Source organism: Intrasporangium sp., from assembly GCF_051961875.1.
Lineage (GTDB): Bacteria > Actinomycetota > Actinomycetes > Actinomycetales > Dermatophilaceae > Intrasporangium_A.
This window is the reverse complement of the sequence record NZ_JBQCCV010000288.1, coordinates 1-11,476: the sequence shown is the minus strand read 5'-3', so window position 1 is coordinate 11,476 and position 11,476 is coordinate 1. Positions and strand designations below refer to the sequence as shown.

Here is an 11,476-nt window from a genome sequence, read left to right as displayed (position 1 = left end):
GAAGCCGAGCAGGCCGATGGCGAGCAGCAGGTAGAGGTCGAACGCCTGGCCGTTGACCGCCCACGCACCCATCGCCGCGAAGAAGATGATGCCGGCGTAGAGGTATGGCCGCGGGATCTGGAGCAGCTTCGCCCAGGCCGGCGCGAGCGGCAGGTTCAACAGGAGCAGCATCGTGTTGCCGACGAAGAGGCTCGCGATGAGGGTCCAGACGAGGACCGGCTGCTTCTCGATGAGCAGCGGGCCCGGTTCGAAGCCCCACCCCTGCAGGGCCGAGAGCATGATCGCCGCGGTGGCGTTCGTGGGCAGGCCGATGGCGAGCAGCGGCACGAGGGTGCCGGCGGCGGACGCGTTGTTGGCGGCCTCCGGCCCGGCGACGCCCTCGATGGCGCCCTTGCCGAACTCCTCCGGATGCTTCGTCAGCTTCCGCTCCGTGATGTAGGAGAGGAAGGTCGGCACCTCGGCGCCACCGGCCGGGATCGCGCCGAAGGGGAACCCGAGCGCGGTGCCACGCAGCCACGGCTTCCATGACCGCTTCCAGTCCTGCCGGCCCATCCACGGGTTGCCGACCGGGATGACCGAGCCGGCCTTGCGGCGCAGGTGGGCCGCCACCCAGAGGGCCTCGCCGACGGCGAAGAGGCCGACCGCGACGACGACGATGTCGATGCCGTCCGCGAGCTGCGGCAGGCCGAAGGTCAACCGATGCTGGCCCGTCACCTTGTCGATGCCGACCGTGCCGATCGACAGGCCGATGAGCAGGGCCGCGAAGCCCCGGATCCGGGACGAGCCGAGCACCGCGCTCGCACCCACGAAGGCGAGCAGGATGATCGCGAGGTAGTCCGGCGAGCCGAGGTCGATGGCGAAGTCGACGACCTGCGGCATGACGAGCACGAGGAGCAGCGTGGCGATCGTGCCGGCCACGAAGGAGCCGATGGCGGCGGTTGCCAGTGCCTGTGCGGCCCGACCGGCCTTGGCCATCTTGTTGCCCTCGAGCGCGGTCACCACCGAGGACGACTCACCCGGGGTGTTCAGCAGGATCGAGGTGGTCGACCCGCCGTACATGCCGCCGTAGAAGACGCCGCAGAAGAGGATGAGCGCCTGGGTCGGGTCGAGACCGAAGGTGATCGGCAGCAGCAGCGCGACCGTCATGGCCGGGCCGATGCCCGGCAGCACGCCGACCGCGGTGCCGACGACGACGCCGATGAACGCATAGAGCAGGTTCCCCGGCGTCATCACATGGCCGAAGCCGTCGATGAGGTGGTTGAGGTTGTCCATCAGAGGATCCCGTCCAGGATGCCGGCGGGCAGGTTGACCCCGAGCCCGATGGCAAACGCATAGAAGGTGATGAGGGAGATCGCGATGCCCACGAGCAGGCCACGGATGTGGTGCCGGTTGCCGAGGGCGAAGGCGCAGCCCCAGAACAGGAGGGACCCCGCGATGACCCAGCCGAGCGGTCCGATGAGGGCAGCGCTCACGCCGAAGACGACGATGAGCAGCGCGACGGTCTTCCAGTCGGCTCGCTCGTCGAGGTCGACGTCCTCGCCCTCCTCGGCGGCGCCGACGCCACCGCGCCGGATGTCGATGGCGTAGAAGAGGGCGACGACGAGCAGGAGCGCGCCGAGGACGATCGGCACGGGCTTCGGGCCGAGGGCGTCGTTGCTGCTCTGGACCGGGGCAAGGCGGGCCGCGTCCACGAGGAGGAGGACGCCGAGGCCGGCGAGGGCCGCGCACATGCCGTACTGTGCGCGGTCCCCGCCCTTGGTCTCGACTCCCACCTCGGTCCGTTCGGCCGTGGGGTCGGGTGTCAGGTCAGGCATATCAGCTCGCGAGGCCCAGTCCCTTGAGGATGTCCGCGACCGACTGGTCCTGGGCCTTGAGGAAGGCGCCGAACTCGTCGCCGGTCTGGAAGGCGTCGGTCCAGCCGCGCTTCTCCAGCTCGTCCTTCCACGCCTTCGAGTCGTGCATCTTGGTGAGCACGTCGATCCAGACCTTCTTGTCGGCGTCGGAGATCTCCGGCGGTGCGACGATGCCGCGCCAGTTGGTGAAGGTGAAGTCGACCCCCTTCTCCTTGAGGGTCGGCACGTCGGGCAGCGCGTCGATCCGCTTCTCGCTCGTGACGGCGAGGACCCGGACGGAGCCGGCCTTGACCTGCTCGAGGAACTCGCCGAAACCGCTCGCACCGAAGGCGATCTTGTTGCCGAGGATGGCGGGGAGGAGCTCACCGCCGCCGTCGTAGGAGATGAACGAGACCTGCTTCGGGTCGATGCCGACGGCCTTGGCCAGCTGCATCGGCAGCAGGTGGTCGGGACCGCCCGGGCTGGAGCCGCCGCCGACGTTGAGCTTCGACGGGTCCTTCTTCCAGGCCTCGATGAGCTGGTTGATGTCCTGGTAGGGCGAGTTCTTGGAGACGACGATGGCGCCGGCCTCCTCGATCAGCTTGGCGATCGGCGTCGTGTCATTGAGGGTCGCCTTCGACTTCTGGGTGTACGCGGCGCCGACGACGCCGAGACCCATCTGCATGGCGAGCTTGCCGTTGCCCTTCTCGTTGACGGTCCGCTGCAGGCCGACGGTGCCACCGGCGCCCGGCAGGTTGAAGACCTGGGTCGACGCCGTGATCTTGGCGTCGTCCATCACCTTCTGCACGGTGCGGGCCGTGGTGTCGTAGCCGCCACCCGGCGAGTTCGGGACCATGATCTGCAGGCCGGCCACCGGCTTGCCGTCGTTGCCCGCGGTGGCGCCCTCGGTCCCCGCGGCCTTCTTCGTCGCGCCGCAGGCGCTCAGGCCGAGGGCGCCGATGGCCACGACGGCAGCGAGCCGGGTGGTGGTGCGAGTGCTCATCCGTTGAGTCTCACTTTCACGTTCGGGGGTGGGAACGGCATGATCATTTCCGCGCCACCTCCGACGTGTCGCCCTTGTGTCAGCAATGAAGGTTGAGTTCGTTTTGGTCACGCAGCGCCGTCGCTTGTCCCTCGCGGGGCAGCTGCTCGTCGCGCAGTTTCTCATCCTCTTCACGGTGCTCGTCGCCGTCGCCCTCGTCTCGCTCGCGCAGTCGGAGGCGACCTTCAACCGCACCGAGGGGCGGCGCGTCTCCGCCGTCGCCGAGCAGTTGGCCACCCTGCCGCTCGTCCGCACGGAGATGGCGAGCGGGATCATCAACGCCACGCCGGCCCTCGTCCAGTCCGTCGTGACGCAGTACGGCGTCACCTCCATCACCTTCATCGGCACCGACGGCGTCGCCCGCGTCTCGTCGGACCCGACGCTGGAGAACACCCGCGTCGAGCTCGGGTCGCCGACGGTCGGGCAGGGCGCGAGCTGGACCGGCGTGCTGGCGCTCGACGGCGAGCAGATGCTGGTGACGCAGACGCCGGTCCTCAGCGACGCGGAGGACCGGGTCGGCGACCACCTCGGCACCGTCATGGTCGCGACCCGCACGCTCTCGACGCTCGACCGGCTGCGCGGTGCCTCCTCCTACCTGATCACCTACCTCGGCCTCGCGCTCGGCCTCGGCGGGATCGGCTCGTGGCTGCTCGCCCGCCGACTCAAGCGCCAGACGCTGGGGCTCGAGCCCGCCGAGATCACGGGCCTCGCGGAGAGCCGGGAGGCAATGCTCTACGGCCTCGCCGAGGGCGTCATCGCGATCGACACGAACAACCGGATCACCCTGGTCAACAACGTCGCCCAGCACCTGCTCGACCTACCGCAACACGCAGTGGGTATGACGCTCACCGACCTCCCGCTCGGCGCGCGCCTCCGCGACGTCCTCCTCGGCGTCGACGACCCCCTTTCCCGGAACGGTCCGTTCGAGGGCGAGCTGGAGGGTGAACCGTCCAGCTCGCCCACGAGCGACCAGTTCAGCGAAGGGGAGGAGGACTCCGGGAGCGACGTGAGCGGCATACCGGCTCCTCGGGTGCGGGACCAGGTCGTGCTGCGGCGAGGGCGGGTGCTCGTCATGAACCGCATGGAGGTCGTCAAGGACGGCCGGCCGCTCGGGTCGGTGACGACCCTGCGTGACCGAACCGAGCTTGCCGAACTGGAGCGACAGCTCGGCTCGTTCCGGAGCGCGACCGAGCTGCTGCGCGCGCAGGCGCACGAGTTCGCGAACCAGCTGCACACGATCTCGGGACTCATCCAGCTCGGGGAATACGACGACGTGGTCCGGTACGTCGACTCGGTCAGCGAGCACCGGGCCGCGCTGGACCTCAGCGTCTCCCGACGGATCGAGGACCGGGCGATCACCGCGCTCGTCCTGGCGAAGGCGTCCCAGGCGACCGAGCGGCGGGTCGAGCTGCGGGTCGGCGACCACACGGCGCTCGGCCGGTTGAGCCCGCGCGATTCCGCGGACCTCGCCGCGGTCGTCGGAAACCTCGTCGACAATGCCATCGACGCTGCGGCGGCGAGCGAGGCTGCCGACAAGTGGGTCGAGCTCTCCATCCGGCAGGGCGGCACGACCGTCGAGGTGGTCGTCTCCGACTCCGGACCGGGTGTGGCTCCCGAGCTCGTCACCGAGGTCTTCACCCATGGCTTCACGACCAAAGCCGCGGCCGCGGGTGAGCGGGGGATCGGCCTCGGGCTGATCCGGCTCATCTGTCGCCGCCGGGGTGGCGAGGTCAACGTCGAGAACACACCGGAGGGCGCCGTGTTCACTGCCAGCATGACCGTCGAGCCGGTGCCGGAGGTCGTGCGATGACTGGCGTTCTGGTCGTCGACGACGACTTCATGGTCGCCCGGATCCACCGGGGATTCGTCGAGCGGGTGCAGGGGTTCGAGGTCGTCGGCGTGGCCGGTTCGGGCTCGGAGGCGCTCTCGCTCGTCGACGAGCTCCAGCCCGACCTGGTGCTGCTCGACCTGTACCTGCCCGACATCTTCGGGCTCGACGTGGTGCGGCGGCTGCGCGCGGCGGGGGAGACCTGCGACGTCCTCGTCATCACTGCGGCGAAGGAGGCGGATGCGGTCCGCCGGGCGGTGCGCGAGGGGGTCGTCGGGTATCTGCTGAAGCCGTTCGGGTTCCCCGAGCTCGAGCAGCGGCTGGTCGCGTATGCCGCCGAGCGGGACCGGGTCGCCTCCGAGGGTGAGCTGACGCAGGAGCAGATCGACGCCGCCTTCGGCACGTCGGGGGTGACGCGTCGGGCGGCGGTCTCGTTGCCGAAGGGGCTGAGCGCCGAGACGGCGGCCTCGGTCGAACAGGCGTTGCGGTCGGCGGGCGATGCCCGGGTGGCGACGGGGATGGCCGCCGGAGCGGACTCGTCCGGCACTGCGTCGGCGGAGGTTGTCGGAGACTCGGATGGTTCGCTGTCGGCCACGGAATGCGCTGAGCGCGTGGGGATCTCGCGGGTCAGCGCGAGGCGCTATCTCGAGCACTTCGTGGCCGCGGGCAAGGCCGAGGTGTCGCTGCGTTACGGCACGACGGGCCGCCCCGAGCGGCGCTATCGCCCCCGCTGACAAATCGACAGAGCACCATTCCCCCTCGAGAGTGCAGTTTTCTCCAGCGAGAGTGCAGCATCATTTCGAATGGAGAGTGCCCGTCCGCGACGACCGCACGAGACCTCGCGTCAACGCGGTTCGCCCATGTGGACCTGTCGCATGCCAAGTCCACGGGGGGCGCGTCGCGCTCGCCTCTAGGCCAACGCGCACCGTACGTCGGTCTGAGGGAAGTCATCGCCTTTGAACAGCAACTCCTCATTGACTGTTCGGGCCAGGGCATACGAAAAGCAGTCGCCCAGGTTGAGGGCGGCGGGATGGCGGCCCTTTCCGAACCGACGCCACCCATTGAGAGCAGCAGCCACCTGGTCTTCGTCGCAGACAGTCACGGTCGCCCTCAGCTGACTTAGCAGCAACTCAAGATCCCTCGTCGCGTCACTGCCCTGCCGACTCTCGATCACAATCGCGGCCTCGACCGCGGTCACCGCCGACAGGCGTATTCCATCTCGGGCAGCGAGAAGTGCGGCTAGGTAGCGCTCGGCGTCACTCTCGCCAAGCACGATGGCAACGAGGGCGGAAGTGTCGACGACCATGTCAGGACGGTAGACCGTGTTCGTCGTACCCGAGGATCTCATCCACGGGGCGCGCGTCGAGTATCTGCCGTTCTCTTCCTCGCTCGATGATGCGGTAAAGATCAGAGCTGCGTCCGGTCGCATGCTGCCGTGCATGTAGACGCGCCAAGCGCTCTTCGATGGCGACGCGCGTTGCGACGGTGATCGACTCCCCGGTCTCCGCGGCGAGTTGACGAACCAGGCGGTCCGTCTCCGCATCCTTGATGTTCAGCGCCATGCTTCCAGCATAGGAGGAAGATATCCACCCCTCAAGGTGGAATCATCCCATCAGGCAGTGAGCCGGTCCACGATCTCGTCGCCGATGCGCCGCATGCCTGCCATCGCCTCGCTCACGAGGCGGCCGTCGTCCTCAGGGGCCCAGTTGGCGATGGCGGCCCATGCCAGGGTGCGGTCGCCGACGGTGACCGTCCCGACGTCGGCCCGGACGCCGGCATCCGTCCCGGTCTTGTTGAAGAACCGGATCGGCCCATCCAGGTGAGCCAGGGGGTCGAGACCCAACCGCGCAACGAAGGCCGACCCCACCATCGACAGGTCCACGTTCGACGAAAGCCATTGCCGAACCAGCGAATCCGGCTCCGGGCCCATCGCAGTGGTTGTCTCCAGCCGCAGCATGAGACTGCTCAGCTCCTCAGCCGTCCCCGTCGACAACGTCGCAGGATCCCCAGGACCGCGCACATCACGAACCTTGTCGTGCAAGGCGGTCCGCTCCAGGCCTAGTGAACTGCCCACCCGGGCAACGTAATCCACCCCGACCCTGCGCAAGAGCACGTTCGTCGCAAGGTTGTCGCTCACTGCGCCGACCAGCTGGGCCACATCAGCGAGCGGCAGCGCGTCGACCGACAGCTGCCACCACAGGCCCGAATCCGCCACGGCGTCAACGGGTTCCCGGCGCAACATCTCATCGGCGGACAGGGACCCGTCACACAGCAGGCCCGCCACGGACAGCAGCAGGAGCACCTTCCCGACGGACGCGGTGCGCAACTCAGCGTGGGCGCCCTGCGAGCTCAGCGGCATACCTGACGCGTCGCGGACGCACACCGACCACGAGACGGCGCTCACTGCGTCTCGAGCCACTCGATGAGGATGCGGCTGACGGCGTGGGGTGCCTCCTCCGTGAGGAAGTGGCCGGCGCCGTCGACGACGACGTAGCGGTAGTCGCCGGGCACATAGGCGCCGGACCCAGTCGTCGCGTCGATGAGGACGCACCGGTCGTCGGTTCCCTGCAGCTGCAGCACGGGGACGTCGATCGGCCGGCGGATGCGCCGCATGAACATCGGTCCATCCGGCCGGACCGAGGAGCGCCCCAGCCAGCGGTAGTGCTCGGCCGCCGAGTGGGCGACGAACGGGATCATCATCCCGTCGCCGTAGCGCGTGACGTCCTCGGGCTTGGGATAGGAGCCGTAGGGGGACGACCATGCGGTGAGGAAGCTCTCGACATACGTGTGGGACCGGTTCATGGCCCGCTCCGGCTTGAACGGCTTCTGCAGCTCGAGCATCCAGCGGGACGCCTCGCGCTGCCGGTGGTTCGTCCACGTCGCGTGCCGCATCACCCGCGGGTGCGCCATCGATAGCGACGCGACCGCGCGGGTCACATCGGCCCGGAAGATCGGCATGCACCAGGCGATCCAGCCGCCAAGCCCCTGCCCGACAACGATCGCCGACGACTCGCCGAGGGCCCGGATGACGCTCGCGGTGTCGAGGGTCGACATGTAGGTGTCGTAGCCCCGGGGCGGCTTGTCCGAGCCGCCGTAGCCGCGCAGGTCCATCGCCGCGACGCGATAGCCGCGCGAGGCGAGCGCCGTCATCTGGTCGCGCCACGTGTACCAGAACTGCGGGAAGCCGTGCAGCATCATGACGAGCGGCCCGTCGCCCATCACGGCGACATGGAACCGCGCGCCATTGGCGGCGACGTAACGGTGCTCCCAAGGACCTTCGATGTCGACGAAGGCGGGGTCAACGGGCATGGGAGCTCTCGGGAGACGGGCGCGGGTCAGCCGCGCGGCGGAAGGAACCGGGCCGGTGGCTCAGGCCTCTGGCGTGTCGCGGCGCTTGCCGTCGGCGTGCGCCTTGGCGTCCTCGTGGGCCTTCGCCTCGGCCTCGGCCTCGGCCTGGGCCTTGGCCTCGGCGCGGGTGCGCGGGAGGGCTGCGGTCGACGCGCCGGGGGCGGACGACATGACGGGGTGGTCGGTCAGGTCGGCCGGGCCCTCGACCCCCGTGCCGGAGGCGACGGCGTCGGAGGCCGTCTCCTCCCAGCCGTGCGTCGACGTGGTCGTCGTCCCGGGGAGCGGTGCCGCCGGGGCGGGCCTGCCGGGCGCGGCTGCACGAGCCTCGGCGGTGCGGGCGTCGGCGAGCCGGGCCTCCGGCGAGCCGGCCGCGATGCCGGGGGCGCTCGAGGCGCTGACGGGAGCGGCGTGCGCGGCCTGGGTGGGCGTGGTCGCGGCGGCCGCCGGGCTCGCGGTCCCCGCCACGACGGCCCGCGAGCCGTTCGGGTTGTAGGGGTTGCTCGTCGCCCGCTTCAGCGCGGCCACGGTCAGCTCCGCCTCCGCCACGGCCTTGGTCGGCTTGGGCTGCATGGACCTGAGCCGGCGCACGCCGAGGAGCGCGAGGATGCCCGCGACGAGGAGGAAGAACACGGTCACGATGAGGTAGCTGAGCCACTTCGGCAGCCCCGCCGCGGTGATGCCCTCGGCGATCGTGATGAAGATGAAGTAGACGGAGTAGAAGCCGACGACGCCGGCAGCCGCGAGCAGTGCTCCGCCCATGCCGGCCTTCTTGAACTGCGAGCTGAGCTCGGCCTTCGCGAGCGCGATCTCGCCACGGATGATCGTCGAGAAGTCCTGGGTGGCGGAGGCGACGAGCTGGCCGAGGGTTCGTTCGTTGCGGTCCTGCCCGGGCCTCATGGTGCTCATCGGCTGCACTCCTCCTGCCTGACGCGCGCCCACCCGGGCGCCTGACCGTTCTCACCCTACTGTGCCCAGTTCACCCGGGGCTGAGACGCGGCACGTTCCGTCCCGCGGTGCGCAGGCTCCCAACGAGGACGTATGCCGCCCAGCCGGCTCCGGCCCAGGCGCGCGGTCTGGGTGCGGCCGGGTCAGTGGCGGCGCGAGATCCGGGAGAGGCCGATGCACGCGAGCATCCCGATGGAGACCCAGGCGACTCCGGTCAGGAGGGCGGCGAGGACGTCGATGCCGATGAGGTTCATGGCGGGCTCCGGTGGAGGGGAGGAGGTCCATCGTCTACCCCTCGGTCCTCGGCGGGCACGGGCGCGTCCTGTAAATCCACCTTCGTCCCGCGTGTCGCTGGCGCCGACTCACCCGCTCAGGAGTCCCGGGGCTCGTCCCGCTGGTAGATGTCCGGGATGCCGTCGCCATCGAGGTCGACCTGCTCCTCCGCCGCGACCCGGGCATAGTGCCGGTTCCGCATCCGCAGCACGACCGCCGCGAGCAAGGCCGAGATGAGGCTCCCGAGGAGGACGGCGAACTTCACGTGGTCTGTCTGGGCCGACCCTGCGCCATACGACAGCTCGGCGACGAGCAGCGCGACGGTGAAGCCGACCCCTCCGAGCACCGACAGCCCGAACACGTCGGTCCAGCCGAGGCTTTCGTCGAGCTCGGCCCGGGTGAACCTGGTGAACGCCCATGTCCCGCCGAAGATCCCGACGGCTTTGCCGGCCACGAGCCCGACGACGACTCCGAGCGCCGCCCGGTCGCGCAGACCCTCACCGAGGCCACCCCCGACGACGGTCACGCCGGCGGCGAAGAACGCGAACACCGGCACCGCGACCCCGGCCGAGAACGGTTGGAGCCGGTGCTGTATCCGCTCGGCGATCGAGCGGTAGTCCGGGTCGTCCTCGGCCCACCGGGCTACGGGCACGAGCAGTCCGAGCAGCACCCCGGCGACCGTCGCATGGACGCCGGACGCGTGGACGAGACCCCAGGTGACGAGCGCGATCACGGCGAGCACGACCGGGTTGGTGAACCGGCGCCTGAGGAGGAGATGCCAGACGGCGAGCGGCACGACCGCGAGGGCCAGCCAGACCAGGTGCAGCTGCTGCGTGTAGAAGACGGCGATGATCGTGATCGCGATGAGGTCGTCGACGACGGCGAGGGTGAGCAGGAACGCGCGGAGCGCGGTCGGCAGGTGGGTGCCGATCACCGCGAGGACCGCGAGCGCGAACGCGATGTCCGTCGCGGTGGGGATCGCCCAGCCGTGCAGTATGCCGCTGAGCCGACTCCCGCTCGCATCTGACGTCAGCAGGACGGTGACGGCGAAAAGCACTGCGGGCAGGACGACTCCGCAGACCGCGGCGGCGATCGGCAGGGCGGCCTTGCGCCGGTCGGCGAGGTCGCCGGCGACGAACTCGCGCTTGAGCTCGATCCCGGCCACGAGGAAGAAGACGGCGAGGAGACCGTCGGCCGCCCAGGCCCCGACAGACAGGTCGAGGTGCAGCCCGCGCGGCCCGAATGTCGAGTCGCGGATCCCGGCGTAGGCCTCGCGCCAGGGCGAGTTGGCCCAGATCAGGGCGACGAGGGCCGCGACGAGCAGGACGGCGCCGCCGACCGTCTCGGTGCGGAGCAGGTCCCGGACGTAGCGGACCTCGGGCCAGGTCCCGGGCGACAGGACGCGGCGCGGGAGGGAAGGCTTCGGCGAGGGGGAGGTGGGCGGCATACGGGAGGTCCTCACGGGGCAGGCGACGCTGTCACGCCGACCAGACTTCCCGGCACACCGGCTCCTACCCTAGTGGGCGGGCCTGAGAGCCGTGATGCCCCTCACTCCTCGTCGGGCTCCTGAGGTGGGTACTCCTCGAGGTCGTCGCCCGAGACGGGGAGCTGCTGCTCGAGCACGTCCGCCTCGTTCGCCTCCACGTCACCGACGGGTGCGTCAGGCAGGACCGTGGCCGCCTCGACGTCGTCGTCGGTGATGTCGTCCTCGGTGATGGGGAACTGCTGCTCTGCGAGGTCGTGCTCGGCAGCCTCGGCCTCGAAGGGGTGGTCGGTCATGGGTTGTCCTCCTGCTCTGCTCGGAGTTGTGCGTTCTCGTCCTCCAGGTCCAGCACCATGGCGATACCCGCGAGATTGAGGCCTGCACCCAGGAGCTGGCCGATGCGTCGGAGCCGATCGAGGTCATTTGCACTGTAGCGACGCGTGCCCCCCGCCGTCCGATCCGGATCGAGCAGCTCACGCGCCTCGTAGAACCGGAGCGACTGCGCGCTCATCCCGACGAGCTCCGCCGCCACCGAGATGCCGTAGACCCCGCGATCGGCGTCGGGCGAGCCGGTGGCGGTTCCCGAAGATTCGTTCTCGACTGGCACTTGATCCCTTGTCTCTCACGTGCTATATCAAATCTATGACCATCACTGTAGATCAGTGAGGGTCGCGCTGATACATCCACATCGCCTCAACCGGAGAGAAAGGAGAGCAGAGGTGGTT

General features: G+C 69.6%; 13 protein-coding genes. 2 read left to right on the top strand and 11 right to left on the bottom strand.

Annotated elements, in window-relative coordinates:
- The 3 genes from ACTHJJ_RS18125 to ACTHJJ_RS18115 all read right to left on the bottom strand — a co-directional run.
- On the bottom strand, positions 1-1,272 hold a 1,272-nt coding region (locus tag ACTHJJ_RS18125), incomplete at its 3' end, for a tripartite tricarboxylate transporter permease (RefSeq protein WP_440304345.1).
- Positions 1,272-1,814: a tripartite tricarboxylate transporter TctB family protein gene (locus ACTHJJ_RS18120; protein ID WP_440304344.1), complete on the bottom strand. Its 543-nt coding sequence runs from the start codon at positions 1,812-1,814 to the stop codon at positions 1,272-1,274. The genes ACTHJJ_RS18120 and ACTHJJ_RS18125, both read right to left, overlap by 1 nt.
- Before the next feature lies 1 nt (position 1,815).
- On the bottom strand, positions 1,816-2,835 hold the full coding sequence (locus ACTHJJ_RS18115; protein WP_440304343.1) for a Bug family tripartite tricarboxylate transporter substrate binding protein: 1,020 nt from the start codon (positions 2,833-2,835) through the stop codon (positions 1,816-1,818).
- A gap of 85 nt (positions 2,836-2,920) precedes the next feature.
- On the opposite strand from ACTHJJ_RS18115, the gene ACTHJJ_RS18110 reads away from it, so the two are divergent.
- Together ACTHJJ_RS18110 and ACTHJJ_RS18105 are read left to right on the top strand one after the other, a co-directional pair.
- On the top strand, positions 2,921-4,684 hold the full coding sequence (locus ACTHJJ_RS18110; RefSeq protein ID WP_440304342.1) for an ATP-binding protein: 1,764 nt from the start codon (positions 2,921-2,923) through the stop codon (positions 4,682-4,684).
- Positions 4,681-5,436 (top strand): response regulator, encoded by a 756-nt coding sequence (locus ACTHJJ_RS18105; protein WP_440304341.1) that lies wholly within the window; start codon positions 4,681-4,683, stop codon positions 5,434-5,436. The genes ACTHJJ_RS18110 and ACTHJJ_RS18105 overlap by 4 nt, the downstream gene beginning before the upstream one ends.
- 176 nt (positions 5,437-5,612) lie before the next feature.
- Here the strand turns inward: ACTHJJ_RS18105 and ACTHJJ_RS18100 are convergent, their stop codons facing one another.
- The 8 genes from ACTHJJ_RS18100 to ACTHJJ_RS18065 all read right to left on the bottom strand — a co-directional run bounded on the left by ACTHJJ_RS18100 (position 5,613) and on the right by ACTHJJ_RS18065 (position 11,358).
- Complete coding sequence (locus ACTHJJ_RS18100) at positions 5,613-6,008, bottom strand: type II toxin-antitoxin system VapC family toxin (RefSeq protein WP_440304340.1); 396 nt, start codon at positions 6,006-6,008, stop codon at positions 5,613-5,615.
- A gap of 1 nt (position 6,009) precedes the next feature.
- A complete protein-coding gene (locus ACTHJJ_RS18095) occupies positions 6,010-6,264 on the bottom strand; it encodes a type II toxin-antitoxin system VapB family antitoxin (RefSeq protein ID WP_440304339.1) in 255 nt (84 codons plus the stop codon).
- A 50-nt stretch (positions 6,265-6,314) separates the two neighbouring features.
- On the bottom strand, positions 6,315-7,085 hold the full coding sequence (locus ACTHJJ_RS18090; RefSeq protein WP_440304346.1) for a serine hydrolase: 771 nt from the start codon (positions 7,083-7,085) through the stop codon (positions 6,315-6,317).
- A gap of 17 nt (positions 7,086-7,102) precedes the next feature.
- Positions 7,103-8,011, bottom strand: a complete 909-nt coding sequence (locus tag ACTHJJ_RS18085; RefSeq protein WP_440304338.1) for an alpha/beta fold hydrolase — start codon at positions 8,009-8,011, stop codon at positions 7,103-7,105.
- 60 nt (positions 8,012-8,071) lie between these two features.
- Complete coding sequence (locus ACTHJJ_RS18080) at positions 8,072-8,956, bottom strand: phage holin family protein (protein WP_440304337.1); 885 nt, start codon at positions 8,954-8,956, stop codon at positions 8,072-8,074.
- Between the two features lie 409 nt (positions 8,957-9,365).
- Positions 9,366-10,715, bottom strand: a complete 1,350-nt coding sequence (gene nhaA / locus ACTHJJ_RS18075) for a Na+/H+ antiporter NhaA (RefSeq protein ID WP_440304336.1) — start codon at positions 10,713-10,715, stop codon at positions 9,366-9,368.
- Positions 10,716-10,816: 101 nt separating this feature from the next.
- Positions 10,817-11,047 carry a hypothetical protein gene (locus tag ACTHJJ_RS18070; RefSeq protein WP_440304335.1) on the bottom strand — a complete coding sequence of 77 codons (231 nt, stop codon included), beginning with the start codon at positions 11,045-11,047 and terminating at the stop codon, positions 10,817-10,819.
- On the bottom strand, positions 11,044-11,358 hold the full coding sequence (locus tag ACTHJJ_RS18065) for a MerR family transcriptional regulator (protein ID WP_440304334.1): 315 nt from the start codon (positions 11,356-11,358) through the stop codon (positions 11,044-11,046). The genes ACTHJJ_RS18070 and ACTHJJ_RS18065 overlap by 4 nt, the downstream gene beginning before the upstream one ends.
- Positions 11,359-11,476 lie beyond the last annotated feature (118 nt).